We start from the raw sequence: 14,907 nt of genomic DNA, 5'->3' as shown, positions 1-14,907 counted from the left end.
CGTGATCAGTGCGGCTGATTGATGTCGTCGCGACCGCGCGCAAAGAAAAGCGTTGCCCAGCTTGACGCCGCGCAAAGCACCCAGAATGCAAAGAAACCAGTCGAATAGGTCGCAATCCGCGATGCATGCACCGGCTCGCCCAAGAGGTAAAGCGTTTGCGGATCGATGAGCGTGAAGAAGACCACCTCTGCCACGCCTGCGGCGAGAAATGACGGCCAGAAAATCAGGATCAAGCGGCGCATTCGGCCCTCCTGTGTCAGGGCGCTGTGACGACAGATGCCGTAGCGGGCGTACGCGGCAACAGCTCAGTGCCTGTGGCAGGCAACTGCACGCCGGCACTGAGACGCCAGCTGCGCATGGCGTCCTCAAGAATCACTGTGCGCAGCCCGCTGCCCTGCAGCACGAGCTCGCCCCGATAGGCAGCCCCCGTGCGCTTCAGTACCACCTGCTGGTCACCGCCCTGCCGCGTTGGATGGCTCAAGGTGAGGCGCAATTCGGTGGGCAGCGTCACACCATCCTTGCCGCTGAGGCTCACCTGCGCCATGCCATCGACCACGTCGAGACTGGCTCGCAGGCCCAACTGCGCCGCCATGTCGTCACGCGCAAGTGTCTGGTTGATAGCCAGCCCCTGCTTGTAATAGTCGTCGGCTACCACGCCATCGTTGGTACGAACCGCGTAGACCGTCGTCACGATGCCCGCCAGCACGGCAGTGACCGGCAGGCTCATGAGAAACCAGGGCCAGGGCTCGCGGTACCAGGGCTTCGTCGCGGCGCTATGGTGCAGGGGCGATGTGGCGCTCATGGGCTCTCCCTCAGGGCATGATGAAGACGCTCTTCTCGCGCAGCGGCCGGATTTCCGGGTCGTCGAGATTGACGTCGAAGTAGATGGGATGCGAGCCGCGCTCGGCCGCCTCGACCGGCGCCCGCACATGCACGGTCAGCGTGCGGTTGCTGGCAGCCTGCACAAGCTGGCTGGCGTTGCCATCGAGCCGGATATCGGACAGGCCACTGACACTGATGCGGAACTCGCGCGCGATCTCGCTCGTGTTCATGAGCTGCAACACATAGATGTTCTCGATGAAGCCGCCCTCGACTTCGCGGGCCAGCGTCGTGCGATCCTTGATGACATCAACGCGCACCGGCGAACGTGTCGCCAGCCCCCAGATGAAGGCGCCAATGATCGCCCACAATATGGCCGAGTAGATCAGCACGCGCGGTCGCATGACATGACGAAGGATGTCGGCACGTACCCAATGTTTGCGCACAGCGTTCTCGGTCGAGTAGCGGATCAGCCCCTTCGGGTAATCCATCTTCTCCATCACCTGATCGCAGGCGTCGATGCAAGCCGCGCAGCCAATGCATTCGTACTGCAGGCCATTGCGAATGTCGATGCCTGTGGGACATACCTGAACGCAGATGCCGCAATCGACGCAATCCCCCTTGCCCGCAGCCTTGTAGTCCTCGCCCTTGCGCCGACTGCCGCGCGGGTCCCCGCGCTCCTGATCGTAGGTGATTATCAGCGTGTCCTGGTCGAACATCACGCTCTGGAAGCGTGCATAGGGGCACATGTACTTGCACACCTGCTCGCGCATCACGCCAGCCATCAGGTAAGTGAAGCCGCCGTAGAACAGCACCCAGAAGATTTCCCAACCGCTGAGCTGCCAGTTCGCGATGTCGTGCATCAAGCCCTGCACGGGCGTGAAATAGCCGACGAAGGTTATGCCCGTCCACGCCGACAAGACGAACCAGAGGAAGTATTTGAGCGATTTGAGGCCAAACTTGCGCGCGCCACCGGACTGATCAAGCTTCATGCGCTTGGCACGGTCCCCCTCGACGATCTTCTCTATCCACAGAAACATTTCGGTGTAGACCGTCTGCGGACAGGTGAATCCACACCACAAACGCCCCGCCACGGTTGTGAACAGGAACAGCGAATAGGCACTGATGATCAGCAGCACCGCGAGATAGAAAACATCCTGCGGCCAGAATACGAAACCGAAGATGTAAAACTTGCGCTCGGCAAGGTGGAACAGCACGCCCTGACGACCATTCCAGGGTAGCCAGCAGAAGCCGTAAAACACGATCTGCGTGAGCCACACCATGGCCCAACGCCAGTTGGCGAAGACACCGCTCACTGCACGGGGATACACCTTCTGGCGCACCTCGTACAGCGAATCGTCCTCGGCCGGCGTGATGGGGACGACTCGGGCTTTGGCCCGGATCTTCGGTTTGCCGACCGCGTTGTACTCGATCTGCTCGTCGCTCACTGGCGCTCTGCCCTTCTGCCGCTATCCAGAGCGGCGATGCCGCCGCCCTGCTCTCTGCTGCTGCCGATGGCCTACTGCTTCTTGATGCTCAGTACATAAGCAGCCAGCACATGCACACGGCTCTCGCCAACCAGATCCTTGAATGCCGGCATCTGGTTCTGACGCCCCTTGGTCACGGTCTCGACGATGGTGGCTTCCGACGATCCGTACAGCCAGGTCTTGTCCGTCAGATTCGGCGCACCCAGCGCTGGATTGCCCTTGCCCTCGGGCCCGTGACACGCCACGCAATTGGCAGCAAAGATCTCGCGCCCGCGCGCCGCGCGCAGCGAATCATTGGCCAGTCCGGACAGCGAGCGCACGTAGTTCGCCACATCCTTGGTGCCATCACTGCCGATGGCTGCGCCCAGCGCCGGCATCACACCCTGACGCCCACCGAGGATGGTCGTCTTGATCGTTGCCGGTTCGCCACCGTAGAGCCAGTCCGCGTCAGTAAGGTTGGGAAAACCCTTTGAACCCTGCCCGTCAGCACCATGACACTGCGCGCAGTAGTTGAGAAACAGTCGCTGCCCCGTCGCCTGCGCCTCCGGGTCCTTGGCCAGCTCGGCCAGATCCTGTTTTTCGAAACGGGCGAACAACGGGGCATACCGCTCTTCGGCCTTCTTCACTTCAGCGTCGTACTGGTTGGCTGAGGTCCAGCCCGCCTTGCCCGGCAGATTGCCCAGCGAGGGATACAGCACGAAGTACACAACACCGAAAATCAACGTTGCCCAGAAAAGGTACAACCACCAGCGCGGCAACGGATTGTTGTACTCCTGCAGGTCTTCGTCCCACACGTGATCATGCAATTCGACCGGCCCTGGCTTGCGGCGGCTCATGTTCGACACCAATACCCAGCCGCAATAGAGCAGGCTCAGGATCACCAGCCCCAGCACGTAGTAGTGCCAGAAACTACTGACGAAATCGCTCATGCTGCCCCCCTGTCCTGTTGCGTGATGCCTTCTTCACCGTCTTCGGTGAAGGGCAGTTGTGCGGCCTCTTCAAAGCCCTTGCGTGCCTGCCGGCTATACGCCCAGGCCACGATGCCCAGAAAGCTCAGCAAGGCCAGTGCCGTCAGCACCGAGCGCAGCAGATGCAATGTGTCTTCCATCGTCGCCCCCTTACCTGACGCCCTTGAGCGCCGTACCCAGACCCTGCAGGTAAGCAATCAGCGCATCAAGTTCCGTCTTGCCGGCCACTGCGGCGGGTGCCTCAGCGATCTGTGCGTCGGTGTAGGGCACGCCGACAGCGCGCAGCGCGGCCATCTTCTTGCCAATGTCATCACTCTTCAGCGGACGATTCAGCCAGGTGAAGGCCGGCATGTTCGATTCCGGCACAACGTCACGCGGGTTCAGAAGGTGCACGCGATGCCACTGGTCCGAGTAGCGCCCACCGACGCGCGCCAGATCCGGACCCGTGCGCTTCGACCCCCACTGGAAGGGATGGTCATAGATGAATTCACCTGCAACCGAGTAGTGACCGTAGCGCTCGGTCTCGGCACGCAGCGGACGGATCATCTGCGAGTGACAGTTGTAGCAACCCTCGCGGATGTAGATGTCGCGTCCAGCAAGCTGCAAGGGCTCGTAAGGCTTCACGCCTGCGACAGGTGTCGTCGTCGAATGCTGGAAGAACAGCGGTACGATCTCGACCAACCCGCCTACGCTGACAACCAGCAGCGTAAAGATGATCAGCAGGCTGACGTTCTTTTCAATCAGTTCATTGTTGAGTTTCATCGCCTCTGCCCTCTCAGTGAGCCGCTGCCGGCGCCAGGACCGGCGCATCCACTGCCTTTGAACCTGCCATCGTGCGCACCATGTTGTAGAACATGATGAACATGCCCGCGAGGAACAGGACGCCACCTACGAGACGTATCGTCCAGAACGGATAGCTCGCCTTGACGCTTTCGACGAAGGAATAGGTCAACGTGCTGTCCGCATTCGTCGCACGCCACATCAGGCCCTGCATGACGCCGGCGATCCACATCGAGGCGATGTAGAGCACAACGCCGATGGTGGCGATCCAGAAGTGCATCGAGATGAGCTTCGTCGAATACATCTCGGTCTTGCCCACCATGCGCGGGATCAGGTAGTAGATCGAACCGATGGTCACCATGGCCACCCAGCCCAGCGCGCCGGAGTGCACGTGGCCGATGGTCCAGTCGGTGTAGTGGGACAAGGCGTTGACCGTCTTGATCGACATCATCGGCCCCTCGAAGGTCGACATGCCGTAGAAAGACAGCGAGGTGATGAGGAATTTGAGGATGGGGTCGGTGCGCAACTTATGCCAGGCGCCCGAGAGGGTCATGATGCCGTTGATCATGCCGCCCCAGCTCGGTGCCAGCAGGATCAGCGAAAACACCATGCCCAGCGACTGCGCCCAGTCAGGCAGTGCGGTGTAGTGCAGATGGTGGGGGCCGGCCCACATGTAGGTGAAGATCAGCGCCCAGAAGTGCACCACCGACAGCCGATACGAATACACGGGCCGCCCGGCCTGCTTGGGCACGAAGTAATACATGATGCCCAGGAAGCCTGCGGTGAGGAAAAATCCCACTGCGTTGTGACCGTACCACCACTGGATCATGGCATCTTGCACGCCAGAGTAGGCCGAGTAGGACTTCCACAGACTAACCGGAATTTCGGCCGAATTGACGAGGTGCAGCAAGGCCACGGCGAGGATGAAGGCGCCGTAAAACCAGTTCGCCACGTAGATATGCGGCGTCTTGCGCTTGGCAATGGTGCCGAAGAACACCACCGCGTAGGCGACCCACACCAGGGTGATCAGGATGTCGATCGGCCACTCCAGCTCGGCATACTCCTTGCCGGTCGTGATGCCCAGTGGCAGGGTGATCGCCGCAGCCACGATGACAGCCTGCCAGCCCCAGAACGTGAAACTGGCCAACCATGGCGCGAATAGCCGGGTGTGACAGGTACGCTGCACCACGTAGTAAGACGTGGCGAACAGCGCACAGCCCCCGAAGGCGAAGATAACGGCATTGGTGTGCAGCGGGCGCAAGCGCCCGAAGTGCAACCACTCGGCCAGATTCAGTTCCGGCCAGACGAGCTGGGCAGCGATGATGACGCCGACCAGCATGCCGACTATCCCCCACACCACCGTCATCACTGAAAACTGCCGGACGACCTGGTAGCTGTATGTCGTTGTGGCTTGTGTGGTTTGCATTAAGCACTCCCTGGATCAATAGGCTGCGGATGCATGGATGCGCCCGTGCGGAGCCCGCACGGCAAACAATCGCCGCTCAGGGCGCAGATTAGTTAAACCTATGGCCGGAGCACTTGATGTATATCAATTGGGATACGTCGGAGGGCACAACGCGGCGCATTTCACCCAACCGAAGCCGTCTCGCCGGGGCGAGGGCAATCGACGGCAAAAAAAAGGGTGCGGCACGCGCACCCCCAACCCCAACAGAGAGACTGCACAGATCAAACCCGGCGTTCCCGGATCTGCTCTGTCGCCAGCGCTGATCACTGGCATGGCTGCACTATACGCGCCGACACTGCGGCGGGCCTTGATCGCAGTCAATCTTTCGGAGTTTCCTGTTCTGCTGTCTGCTCAGTCTTCTTATCGGACATTGCAGGCGTGCGGTCGTCGTCCATGATCACGCGGAACGCCTCACCCTCAAGGTCCTCGAACTGGCCACTGCGCACCGACCACCACAGCACGCCACCGATCACGAATACCAGCACCAATGAGACAGGTATGAGTATGGCAAGGCTGCTTTCCATATGAGGAGGCGACTCGGTCAGCGAACGTCAATCAGCGAACAGCTGCTTGACGCGCAAGGTTTCCCCGCGCTCGCGCAAGCCGATCAGCCGATCAATGTTCGGGTGCTTGCCCGGGTTGGTCTGCGCATCCAGCGTGTGCTCGGCGTACAGCTCAAGGCCTCGCTGCGCTGCTTCCGGCGTGATGGCACCGAACGTCTGCGCAAGGTGGTTGTACACCGCCAGCGAGCCCGCCTGGCCCGGCTTGTTCTCGATTGTGGCGATCACCGCATCCGTCTGGTCAACAAGATAGAGGCCGGCAAGATGCGAGACGCCCGGTAGTTGTTTGAGGTTGTCGGAAAATGCCATCATTCGTCACCGATAAAAATCGGCAGTGTAACGCAGCGCTCTGCGGCACCGCCGCCAGTCACCAGGAGAGTACACATGGAAGACAAGTCAGTTCCCACCCGCCGCGTCCGTGTCTGGGACCTGCCCCTGCGCTTCTTCCACTGGCTGCTGCTGGCGGCTGTGGCGACCGCGTTCTACGCCATCAAGACCGACAATATCGAACTACATGCCAAGGCCGGCTACTGCGTTCTGGCCTTGCTGATCTTCCGCATCATCTGGGGCTTCATCGGCGGCAGCAATGCTCGCTTCCTCAACTTCATCAAGGGTCCGGGCGCCATCCTCGCCTACCTGCGCGGCAAGACGGACCCGAACGCCACCGGCCATAACCCGCTGGGCGCGCTATCCGTGCTGGGCCTGCTTGGCGTGCTGCTGGTGCAGTCCATCACCGGCCTGTTCAACCACAGCGACGACTACTTCTTCGATGGCCCGCTGTACAACAAGATCGGTTCCGAGCTGTTCGGTCAGCTCAACGAAGTTCACGAAATTCTGGAAGTCGTCATCCTCGCCCTGATCGGTTTGCACATTGCAGCCATCTTGTTCTACCGGTTTGTCAAACGCGACAACCTGGTCAAACCGATGATCACGGGCAGCAAGGATGTCCCGGCCGACGCCACAACCCCTGATGCAACGGGCGGCAGATGGTGGCTAGGACTCATCGCGCTGGCGGTTGGGCTGGGCGTCATCTGGTACATCACGGCCGGACTTTGAACTACCGTTGAACCAGACAAAAAGGCCAGCGCATGCGCTGGCCTTTTTGTTGTTCCGCTGTCGCGGCTCAGTGATACGAGCTGTCGCGATAGTTGTCGTGGCAGTTCTTGCAGGTGCCCTGCAATTCGCTCACGGCGGCCTTGAGGCCATTGAGGTCTGCCACGGTCGCCAGTTTGGCGGTAGCGGCCGTCAGCTTGCCTGCTGCAGCCTTGAAGCCCTCGGCGTCAGACCAGATCTTGGGATTGGCTCGCGTTTGCCAACCTTTGTCAGAACCAGCGCCAAACCCGGAGCTGGTAATGTCCTGCGCCAGCATGTTCACGTACTCGGCACGTGCCGTCACGGCTTCCTTGTTGAACGGCACATCGCCCTTGGCAACTGCGGCCAGTGCGCCCACGTTTTTCGCCAGCAGTTGCAGACCGCCCTGACGCAGACGGATCTGGTCTTCAGGCTTTGCCTGGGCAAATGCCGCCGAAGCGGTAAGAGCTGCCAGGGCAGCCACGACGACGTTGCGGATTTTCATATTCTGATCTCCATTTCGGGATTGGTCGGTACAACACACTGCTAAACACATGCGGAGCCGGATTATTCCGTGCCTCATGGAATATCGGCTCGCCAAGTGAAAATCTTGCACTGGGCCTCACACTGCCAGAAATTTCAACGTCCTGCATGACGCGCCAGAGCCCAGGCCACATGCTCGCGCACGAGGGCCGACGCATCCTCGCGCCTCGCCTCCAACGCAGCCAGCACAGCCGGCGTTGACGGCGCGTTGCCCAGACCGACGGCCAGATTGCGTAGCCAGCGCTCGTGGCCGATGCGGTAGATCGCGCTGCCCGCCATGCGCGTGACGAACTCCTCCTCCGTCCAGGCAAACAAAGCCGCCAGCGTGGCCGCATCCAGCCCATTGCGCACCGCAAAGTCCGGATCCTCGCTGACGCGCGCAAATCGATTCCAGGGGCACACCAGTTGGCAGTCGTCGCAACCGTAGATGCGGTTGCCGATAAGTGGCCGAAACGCCTCCGGAATCGCCCCCTTCAGCTCGATGGTCAGATACGAAATGCAGCGCCGCGCATCCACTTTGTACGGGGCCACGATGGCCTGCGTGGGACAGGCATCGATGCAGCGCGTGCAGTCGCCACAGTGTTCCGTGACCGGCTCATCCGGCGGCAGTGGCAGGTCTACATACAACTCGCCGAGGAAGAACAGCGAGCCCGCTTCGCGCGTCAGCATCAATGTGTGCTTGCCGCGCCAGCCCAGCCCTGCCTGCCTGGCCAGCTCCACTTCCAGCACCGGGGCCGAATCGACGAACACCCGATGGCCGAAGGCCCCGATCTCGCCCGCGATGCGATCTGCCAGCTGCTGCAGGCGCCCCCTCAACACCTTGTGATAGTCGCGCCCCAATGCATAACGCGAAACATAGGCCCGCTCACCGTCGGCCAGCGCTGCCTCGGTTTGCGCACGATCCTGCTCAGCCCAATACGGCATGCGCAGCGACAGCACGCTCAGCGTACCCGGCACCAGTTCGGCCGGCCGCGCCCGCTTCACCCCATGGCGCGCCATATAATCCATCTCGCCGTGAAAGCCGGCGGCCAGCCAGTCGAGAAAATGGGATTCGGCTGCGCCCAGATCAATGCCCGCCACGCCACAGGCCGCGAAGCCCAGCTCGCGCGCCCAGTCCTTCACCCGCGCCTTGAGCGCCAACAGATCGAGAGAGTTTTCCGCATGTCCCGTCACGCTGCGGATGATATGCCTGATATGCCACCAAACCCGCACCACGACGCGCTCCTGCGCCTTGATCTGGCCGACGCCGCCGCCACCGAAGCCTTTGGCGCCTCGCTCGCCCCGGTCCTCGCCCATCCCGCCGCAACCGGCCTCGTCATCTGGCTATCGGGCGACCTCGGCGCCGGCAAGACCACCACCACGCGCGGCCTGTTGCGTGCACTGGGCCACACCGGCAGCGTCAAAAGTCCCACATACACCTTGCTTGAACCTTATGTAGTTTCTAGAATGTCGGTGTATCACTTTGATTTTTATCGATTCAATGCGCCTGACGAATTCCTCGAAGCCGGACTGGAAGAGTATTTCGCCGATGGAGGCATCTGTCTCGTCGAATGGGCCGACAAGGCCCTGCCCTACGTCCCTCAGCCCGACATCGACATCCATCTCAGCGTTGCAGGCACTGGCCGTCTGGCCCAGATCCAGGCTCTCACCGAACGAGGGCGTACATGTTTGAGCGCCCGCCAAACTTGACTCATCCCCTGCTCGAATCCATGTCACGTCGCCAGCTGCTGAAAGCCGGCGGCGCACTGATGACCCTGCTCGTCTCGCCCGTCTCGCTGGCCGCCGACACGCGCATTCTCGCTGTGCGCGTCTGGCCGGCGCAGGACTACACCCGCATTACCCTCGAAGGCGCCGACGCCCTCAAGTTCAGCTCGCAAATCGTCAAGAATCCCGAACGCCTCGTTGTCGATCTCGAAGGCATCGAGTTCGACAGCGTGCTGCAAAGCCTCCCCTCCAAGATCCTCGACAGCGACCCCTACATCAAGCTGATCCGCGCCGGCCGCAATCGCCCCGGCGTCGTGCGACTGGTCGTCGAACTCAAGACCGAGATCAAGCCCCAGCTCTTCACTCTGCCCCCGGTAGGCAACTACGGCCATCGACTGGTCCTCGATCTCTTCCCCGTGCAAGAGGTCGACCCCCTGCTGGCCCTGATCCAGAAATCCAGCCCTGAGAGTGCCGCGGCCGGCCAGACAGCCGACGCCCCTGACACCACGCCGACCCGCTCGGAACGCCAGCCCGAGCTCGCCCGCACACCACCGCGTGCGCTCGACAAGGCACCGCCAACCGACCGCGACGGCCTGACGAGGCCGAAGGTCACGCGCATGATCACCATCGCCCTCGACCCCGGTCACGGTGGCGAAGACCCCGGTGCCGTTGGCCGCGCCGGTACGCTCGAAAAAGACGTCACGCTGTCGATCGCCCAACGCCTCAAGGCCCGCATCGACAATGAACCCAACATGCGCGCCATGCTCACCCGCGACGCCGACTTCTTCGTCCCGCTCGGCCAGCGCGTCAACAAGGCCCGCCGCGTGCAGGCCGACCTCTTCGTATCGATCCATGCCGACGCCTTCATCAAGCCCGAAGCACGCGGCAGCTCGGTCTTCATCCTGTCCGAGCGCGGCGCCTCCAGCACGGCAGCCAAATGGCTCGCCAACAAGGAAAACGCGTCCGACCTCATCGGCGGCATCAACGTGAGAACCCGCGACGCCCACCTCGCCCGCACCCTGCTCGACCTCTCGCAGACTGCCACGCTCAAGGACAGCAACAAGCTCGCCAAGGCCGTGCTCGGAGAGATCGGCGACATCAACACCCTGCACAAGAACGCCGTCGAAGAAGCCGGCTTTGCCGTGCTCAAGGCGCCTGACATCCCCAGCATCCTCGTCGAGACCGCCTTCATCTCGAACCCCGAAGAAGAAAAGAAGCTCGCCGACGAGGCCTACCAGGACAAGATGGCCGATGCCCTGCTGCGCGGCATCAAGAAATACTTCGCGAAGAATCCGCCGCTGGCGAAGTCGAAACTGGCCATGCTGGAATGAAGAAAGCCCGGCTTTTCGCCGGGCTTTCTTCATTTCGTGGCTACCGTACCGACTACTTGGCGGGCGCCGACTGGGCTGCCGCTTGCGGCAGCCGCGGATAGACCGTCGCACGAATCACCGTCGTGAAGAAGGTGCCCACGATGGCGTATTTCCAGCTCTCCTCTACACGCACGTCCGTAATAAAGCGGTCGCCGGCGAGTTGCTTCAGCTCCTCATACGCCACTTCGTGACGGGTGTTGATGTTGAGGGGAATGAAGCCAAAAAGCTGGAAGCCGCGCGAGAAAACCTCGATACGCTCGCCCCCCTTGCTGAAATCAATCTGGGATGCATCCGTCACATTGCCCAGACGCACCGGCGCGCTGCTGCAGGCAGAGAGCAGCATCACACAAACGACAGCACATGCAGTGATCAACTTGTTCATTACTTCACCTCCTTGATTGCATCACCGCTGATAGTCGTGCAACGCGAAATCCCGATCCCGAACCAGGCCCATTCTTCCTTGATGTCTACATTGATCAGCGAGCTGGCACCGGGAGCTTTTTCGAGCGCCAGACGTTGCGCCTCGCCAACACGTCCATTGAGGGTGATGGGAATCAGCGGCCCCAGGATGACCCCGCAAGCAGTGCCCTCCACTCGACCGAGTTTTTCATACTTCATGGGTGGCGTAGGCGCCACCAGCGTCAAAGGGCCACTACACGCCTGCATCAGCAAGGCCGCGGCAAGCAAGCCAATCGTCCTCGTCACGTTCTTGTTGAAGATCTTCATCCCTTCCCTTTCTCGATGAGTTTGCATGAGACGTCCGGAAGCCATTGTCAGCCGTCCGACGAGGGATGATAACGGCAAATCTTGCGCAAGGCTGGAGACGCACATTGCCCGGATGCCATAATGCTCGCCGCTTACATCACAAGGACGCGCACAATGATCCGTTCCGCCCTGCTGTTTCTTGCCCTCGCCGTCGTGACCGCCAGTTGTGCAAGCAGAGGCTCCAGGCAGCCGAAGTACGACATCGAAACCGACGACCTCAAGCAAGCGCCAACCAACGAACTTTGTGAGACTTACGGCATGCGCCAGATTCGCGTCGCTGAGATCCGCGCCGAGATGCTGCGTAGGCAGCTTTTCACCCCCGAGGAACTCAACAAGGTGGATCGCCGCAGCGTTGAAGTCGGCATGAGCGAATGCGCCCTGCTCGCAGCCTTCCCGTCGGAAGACGCAGATATCGATGAGCCCCGAAGCAGACCCGGCTCTCCGGTCATCAAGTCCTACACGTTCCAGTGCCTGGCCTTCCGCCTGCCGTACTGCCCGGCTACGGTCTATGAAGTACGCGACGGAAAAATCGTGGCGATCTTCAAAGAGAACTGATAGATAGCCGGCGATAAAGTTGCACTAGGCTGTGGGGAGCGCTTTCCGGGATAATTGCGGCTTGCCGCAGTTACCCCTCCCCGCATGCCCGCCATCCATAAACTCCCCGAAGTCCTGATCAACCAGATCGCCGCTGGCGAGGTCGTCGAACGCCCGGCCTCGGTACTCAAGGAGTTGATGGAGAACAGCCTTGATGCCGGCAGCCAGAGCATCGAAGTACAGCTGATGCAGGGCGGTGTGAAGCAGTTGCGCATCAGTGACGATGGCTGTGGCATCGACAAGGACGATCTGGCACTGGCGCTGGAGCGGCACGCGACCAGCAAGATTGCCACGCTGGAAGACCTCGAAGCCGTTGGCACCATGGGCTTTCGCGGCGAAGCGCTGGCCGCCATCGCTTCGGTGGCCCGCACCCGCATTACCAGCCGCGCCACAGGCGCCGAGCATGCATGGCGAGTGACCGAACGCGAACGCGAACCTGCACCGGCTGCGCTCAATACTGGTACGGTCGTGGAGGTTGAAGACCTCTACTACAACACGCCCGCACGGCGTAAGTTCCTCAAATCCGACAGCACGGAGTATGGGCATTGCGACGACGTCTTCCGTCGCGTGGCACTCGCTCGGCCGAGCATCGGCTTCCAGATCAGCCACCACGGCCGCGTAAACATGCGTCTTGCTGCGGGCGACACCGAGCGCCGCACACGCGAGATTCTCGGCGATGACTTCATGGCGCAAGCACGCCCCTTGCTCGCTGAAGCCGGCCCGCTTCGCCTGTCCGGTTACGTCTCGCTGCCTGCCTATGCGCGCAGCAATCGAGACGCCCAGTACTTCTACGTGAATGGCCGCTTCGTGCGCGACAAGCTGATCCAGCATGCACTTCGCGAGGCTTACGCTGACATCCTGCATGGCAGCCGCCACCCGGCTTTCGCACTGTTCCTCGACATGGATCCGGCCGGTGTCGACGTGAACGTACACCCGGCAAAAACCGAAGTCCGTTTCCGCGAAGGCCGGGCCATCCATCAGTTCGTCTTCCACGCTGTAACGCACACCCTGGCTTCGCCCGTACAGGCGGCCGTGATCGCGCCGGTCGGAACAGCGCTGCGCTACTTCGGTCCGACCGAGCAGACGGCGCTGGCTGTCGAAGAACCCGGTACGTTTGCTTACACGAGGACAGACGGTTTCGCGCGCACGCTGCCGATCCAAGGTTTTGCCCCCACGCCCTTCGAGCCGCGCCATGAAGCGAGCCAGCGTCCGCCCAGTCTGGACGCGCTGAGCAATCTGTCGTCGCGTTTCAATAGCGCACAGTACGCACCGCAAGGCCTGCCGCAAACCACGCAGGGTGCGCCACTTGGCTATGCCATTGCGCAGCTGCATGGCGTCTACGTACTGGCACAGAACGAAGCCGGCCTCGTGCTGGTCGACATGCACGCCGCCCACGAGCGCATCCTCTACGAACAGTTGAAAGCTGTTCTCGATGGCACGCCAGGCGTACAACGCCTGCTGATCCCGGCCGTGTTCAATGCCAGCAAGATGGAAATGGCGACCGCCGAAGAACAGGCCGACGTCCTCATGCGCATGGGCTTCGACGTCGCACCGGCTGGCCCCAGCGAACTCGCGGCGCGCAGCGTTCCGGCCCTGCTCGCCCGTGCCAATACCGCTGACCTGTTGCGCGCCCTGCTCGCCGAGCTGCGAGATTTTCCGGCCAGCGAAGTCATCGCCGCGCGTCGCAATGAATTGCTCGCCACCATGGCCTGCCACGGCGCCGTGCGTGCCAACCGGCAGCTGACGATTCCCGAGATGAACGCCCTGTTGCGCGACATGGAAGCCACCGAACGCGCTGACCAGTGCAATCACGGCCGCCCAACCTGGGTGCAACTGACGATGAACGATCTCGACAAGCTCTTCATGCGGGGGCAATAAATGCAGAGCGATCTGGACACCGTACGGCAGAACTTGCATGGCATGGAATCGGACGACATCCTCGCTCGCCTGCGCGCTGCGCAGTTCAGCGACCAGGCCGCTGAGGTAGCGCGGGACGAATTGCGCGCCCGTGGCGTGCCTCTGCCGGCGGAGCCACCCTCTGCGGAAGTCGATCCATCAGTGGAAGCGGAAGATTGGGTGATCCTGGAGAACAACCTGGACGCCACCGAAGCCAAAGTCCTGTTTTCCCTGCTGGAGTCTGAAAATATTCCAGCTCTTGTCGACGACTTCAACACGGCCAATGCCTTCGGCCATCTGGCAATCACCATCCAGGGCGTCCGGGTTCGCGTTCCGCAAAGCCAGGCTTTGGCGGCTCGCGAGATCCTGCAGGAATTCAGCAAGGGCAAACTCACGCTGATTGATGCCGATGATTCGGAGGCGCCGGTGAGTCTGGAAGAGCAGCGCTTCACCGCCTGGACCGGTGATCCTCAGATCGCCAGGCGCTGGCTTGCCCGCAGCCCACGCTGGCCAGACCTGATGCTGCAGCCACTGATCTTCGGCCCGACCTGGTTCTTTTTCCGCAAGCTCTACCTGCCAGGCGCTCTGCTTCTGCTTCTGGAAATCGGCTTGCTGGCGTTCGCACAACGCGCCCTCACACCGGAAGCCGACACGGCTCTGACCCCGCAGCGCCTGCTCATGTTCCTGCTGCTGGTGCGCCTTGGCGCTGCAAGCTTCGCAGACGTGCTCCTGCACAAGGCCGCGCTCGCCGGCATCCAGCGCGCCCGTGACCAACACATCGATGAAGCCACCCTGCAACGCGCGCTGCGGCGACTTGGTGGCATCAACTTTCCCGCTGCGCTGGGCGTACTCGTTACGTACTGGGCTGCGAAACTCGCTATCTGA

General features: G+C 61.6%; 19 protein-coding genes. 6 read left to right on the top strand and 13 right to left on the bottom strand.

What is annotated here, in order from left to right; all coding sequences use genetic code 11:
- Positions 1–5 precede the first annotated feature (5 nt).
- The 9 genes from ABEA02_RS00495 to ABEA02_RS00455 all read right to left on the bottom strand — a co-directional run bounded on the left by ABEA02_RS00495 (position 6) and on the right by ABEA02_RS00455 (position 6,388).
- Positions 6–242, bottom strand: a complete 237-nt coding sequence (locus tag ABEA02_RS00495; RefSeq protein WP_345530853.1) for a hypothetical protein — start codon at positions 240–242, stop codon at positions 6–8.
- A gap of 14 nt (positions 243–256) precedes the next feature.
- Positions 257–802, bottom strand: a complete 546-nt coding sequence (locus ABEA02_RS00490) for a FixH family protein (protein ID WP_345530852.1) — start codon at positions 800–802, stop codon at positions 257–259.
- A 10-nt stretch (positions 803–812) separates the two neighbouring features.
- The gene (gene ccoG / locus ABEA02_RS00485; protein ID WP_425584645.1) at positions 813–2,195 is read right to left on the bottom strand and encodes a cytochrome c oxidase accessory protein CcoG; all 1,383 of its coding nucleotides are present in this window, start codon (positions 2,193–2,195) and stop codon (positions 813–815) included.
- A gap of 143 nt (positions 2,196–2,338) precedes the next feature.
- Positions 2,339–3,235 (bottom strand): cytochrome-c oxidase, cbb3-type subunit III, encoded by an 897-nt coding sequence (gene ccoP / locus ABEA02_RS00480; RefSeq protein WP_345530851.1) that lies wholly within the window; start codon positions 3,233–3,235, stop codon positions 2,339–2,341.
- Positions 3,232–3,414 carry a cbb3-type cytochrome oxidase subunit 3 gene (locus ABEA02_RS00475; protein ID WP_345530850.1) on the bottom strand — a complete coding sequence of 61 codons (183 nt, stop codon included), beginning with the start codon at positions 3,412–3,414 and terminating at the stop codon, positions 3,232–3,234. Before ABEA02_RS00475 ends, ccoP begins: the two co-directional genes overlap by 4 nt.
- Before the next feature lie 10 nt (positions 3,415–3,424).
- Entirely contained in the window at positions 3,425–4,036 is a 612-nt protein-coding gene (ccoO, locus tag ABEA02_RS00470; protein WP_345530849.1) for a cytochrome-c oxidase, cbb3-type subunit II, read from the bottom strand.
- 13 nt (positions 4,037–4,049) lie between these two features.
- The gene (gene ccoN / locus ABEA02_RS00465; protein ID WP_345530848.1) at positions 4,050–5,480 is read right to left on the bottom strand and encodes a cytochrome-c oxidase, cbb3-type subunit I; all 1,431 of its coding nucleotides are present in this window, start codon (positions 5,478–5,480) and stop codon (positions 4,050–4,052) included.
- 356 nt (positions 5,481–5,836) lie between these two features.
- Entirely contained in the window at positions 5,837–6,043 is a 207-nt protein-coding gene (gene ccoS / locus ABEA02_RS00460) for a cbb3-type cytochrome oxidase assembly protein CcoS (RefSeq protein ID WP_345530847.1), read from the bottom strand.
- Positions 6,044–6,070: 27 nt separating this feature from the next.
- On the bottom strand, positions 6,071–6,388 hold the full coding sequence (locus ABEA02_RS00455; protein ID WP_345530846.1) for a DUF2322 family protein: 318 nt from the start codon (positions 6,386–6,388) through the stop codon (positions 6,071–6,073).
- A 75-nt stretch (positions 6,389–6,463) separates the two neighbouring features.
- On the opposite strand from ABEA02_RS00455, the gene ABEA02_RS00450 reads away from it, so the two are divergent.
- A complete protein-coding gene (locus tag ABEA02_RS00450) occupies positions 6,464–7,135 on the top strand; it encodes a cytochrome b/b6 domain-containing protein (RefSeq protein ID WP_345530845.1) in 672 nt (223 codons plus the stop codon).
- 67 nt (positions 7,136–7,202) lie between these two features.
- Here the strand turns inward: ABEA02_RS00450 and ABEA02_RS00445 are convergent, their stop codons facing one another.
- Both ABEA02_RS00445 and queG read right to left on the bottom strand, forming a co-directional pair.
- The gene (locus tag ABEA02_RS00445) at positions 7,203–7,655 is read right to left on the bottom strand and encodes a c-type cytochrome (RefSeq protein WP_345530844.1); all 453 of its coding nucleotides are present in this window, start codon (positions 7,653–7,655) and stop codon (positions 7,203–7,205) included.
- Between the two features lie 134 nt (positions 7,656–7,789).
- Entirely contained in the window at positions 7,790–8,866 is a 1,077-nt protein-coding gene (gene queG, locus ABEA02_RS00440; protein WP_345530843.1) for a tRNA epoxyqueuosine(34) reductase QueG, read from the bottom strand.
- 12 nt (positions 8,867–8,878) lie between these two features.
- On the opposite strand from queG, the gene tsaE reads away from it, so the two are divergent.
- Both tsaE and ABEA02_RS00430 read left to right on the top strand, forming a co-directional pair.
- Entirely contained in the window at positions 8,879–9,382 is a 504-nt protein-coding gene (tsaE, locus tag ABEA02_RS00435) for a tRNA (adenosine(37)-N6)-threonylcarbamoyltransferase complex ATPase subunit type 1 TsaE (RefSeq protein WP_425584644.1), read from the top strand.
- A gap of 20 nt (positions 9,383–9,402) precedes the next feature.
- Entirely contained in the window at positions 9,403–10,728 is a 1,326-nt protein-coding gene (locus ABEA02_RS00430; protein WP_345530842.1) for an N-acetylmuramoyl-L-alanine amidase, read from the top strand.
- Positions 10,729–10,780: 52 nt separating this feature from the next.
- Here the strand turns inward: ABEA02_RS00430 and ABEA02_RS00425 are convergent, their stop codons facing one another.
- Together ABEA02_RS00425 and ABEA02_RS00420 are read right to left on the bottom strand one after the other, a co-directional pair.
- A complete protein-coding gene (locus tag ABEA02_RS00425) occupies positions 10,781–11,149 on the bottom strand; it encodes a hypothetical protein (RefSeq protein WP_345530841.1) in 369 nt (122 codons plus the stop codon).
- Positions 11,149–11,493, bottom strand: a complete 345-nt coding sequence (locus ABEA02_RS00420) for a hypothetical protein (RefSeq protein WP_345530840.1) — start codon at positions 11,491–11,493, stop codon at positions 11,149–11,151. The genes ABEA02_RS00425 and ABEA02_RS00420 overlap by 1 nt, the downstream gene beginning before the upstream one ends.
- A gap of 153 nt (positions 11,494–11,646) precedes the next feature.
- Here ABEA02_RS00420 and ABEA02_RS00415 point away from each other — a divergent pair, with 153 nt between their 5' ends.
- The 3 genes from ABEA02_RS00415 to ABEA02_RS00405 all read left to right on the top strand — a co-directional run bounded on the left by ABEA02_RS00415 (position 11,647) and on the right by ABEA02_RS00405 (position 14,907).
- Positions 11,647–12,087 (top strand): hypothetical protein, encoded by a 441-nt coding sequence (locus ABEA02_RS00415; RefSeq protein ID WP_345530839.1) that lies wholly within the window; start codon positions 11,647–11,649, stop codon positions 12,085–12,087.
- Between the two features lie 84 nt (positions 12,088–12,171).
- Positions 12,172–14,004, top strand: a complete 1,833-nt coding sequence (mutL, locus tag ABEA02_RS00410; protein ID WP_345530838.1) for a DNA mismatch repair endonuclease MutL — start codon at positions 12,172–12,174, stop codon at positions 14,002–14,004.
- Positions 14,005–14,907, top strand: coding sequence for a putative signal transducing protein (locus ABEA02_RS00405; protein WP_345530837.1), 903 nt, complete (start codon positions 14,005–14,007; stop codon positions 14,905–14,907).

Origin of the sequence: Viridibacterium curvum, from assembly GCF_039544165.1 — a bacterium.
Classification (GTDB): domain Bacteria; phylum Pseudomonadota; class Gammaproteobacteria; order Burkholderiales; family Rhodocyclaceae; genus Viridibacterium; species Viridibacterium curvum.
The sequence above is the reverse complement of the archived record's forward strand: the minus strand, read 5'-3'. Positions and strand labels throughout refer to the sequence as shown.

Coding starts and splice junctions, on each gene's coding strand:
- ABEA02_RS00495 (WP_345530853.1), bottom strand. CDS start 242: ATGCGCCGCTTGATCCTGATTTTCTGGCCGTCATTTCTCGCCGCAGGC.
- ABEA02_RS00490 (WP_345530852.1), bottom strand. CDS start 802: ATGAGCGCCACATCGCCCCTGCACCATAGCGCCGCGACGAAGCCCTGG.
- ccoP (WP_345530851.1), bottom strand. CDS start 3,235: ATGAGCGATTTCGTCAGTAGTTTCTGGCACTACTACGTGCTGGGGCTG.
- ABEA02_RS00475 (WP_345530850.1), bottom strand. CDS start 3,414: ATGGAAGACACATTGCATCTGCTGCGCTCGGTGCTGACGGCACTGGCC.
- ccoO (WP_345530849.1), bottom strand. CDS start 4,036: ATGAAACTCAACAATGAACTGATTGAAAAGAACGTCAGCCTGCTGATC.
- ccoN (WP_345530848.1), bottom strand. CDS start 5,480: ATGCAAACCACACAAGCCACAACGACATACAGCTACCAGGTCGTCCGG.
- ccoS (WP_345530847.1), bottom strand. CDS start 6,043: ATGGAAAGCAGCCTTGCCATACTCATACCTGTCTCATTGGTGCTGGTA.
- ABEA02_RS00455 (WP_345530846.1), bottom strand. CDS start 6,388: ATGGCATTTTCCGACAACCTCAAACAACTACCGGGCGTCTCGCATCTT.
- ABEA02_RS00450 (WP_345530845.1), top strand. CDS start 6,464: ATGGAAGACAAGTCAGTTCCCACCCGCCGCGTCCGTGTCTGGGACCTG.
- ABEA02_RS00445 (WP_345530844.1), bottom strand. CDS start 7,655: ATGAAAATCCGCAACGTCGTCGTGGCTGCCCTGGCAGCTCTTACCGCT.
- tsaE (WP_425584644.1), top strand. CDS start 8,879: ATGCCTGATATGCCACCAAACCCGCACCACGACGCGCTCCTGCGCCTT.
- ABEA02_RS00430 (WP_345530842.1), top strand. CDS start 9,403: ATGTCACGTCGCCAGCTGCTGAAAGCCGGCGGCGCACTGATGACCCTG.
- ABEA02_RS00425 (WP_345530841.1), bottom strand. CDS start 11,149: ATGAACAAGTTGATCACTGCATGTGCTGTCGTTTGTGTGATGCTGCTC.
- ABEA02_RS00420 (WP_345530840.1), bottom strand. CDS start 11,493: ATGAAGATCTTCAACAAGAACGTGACGAGGACGATTGGCTTGCTTGCC.
- ABEA02_RS00415 (WP_345530839.1), top strand. CDS start 11,647: ATGATCCGTTCCGCCCTGCTGTTTCTTGCCCTCGCCGTCGTGACCGCC.
- mutL (WP_345530838.1), top strand. CDS start 12,172: ATGCCCGCCATCCATAAACTCCCCGAAGTCCTGATCAACCAGATCGCC.
- ABEA02_RS00405 (WP_345530837.1), top strand. CDS start 14,005: ATGCAGAGCGATCTGGACACCGTACGGCAGAACTTGCATGGCATGGAA.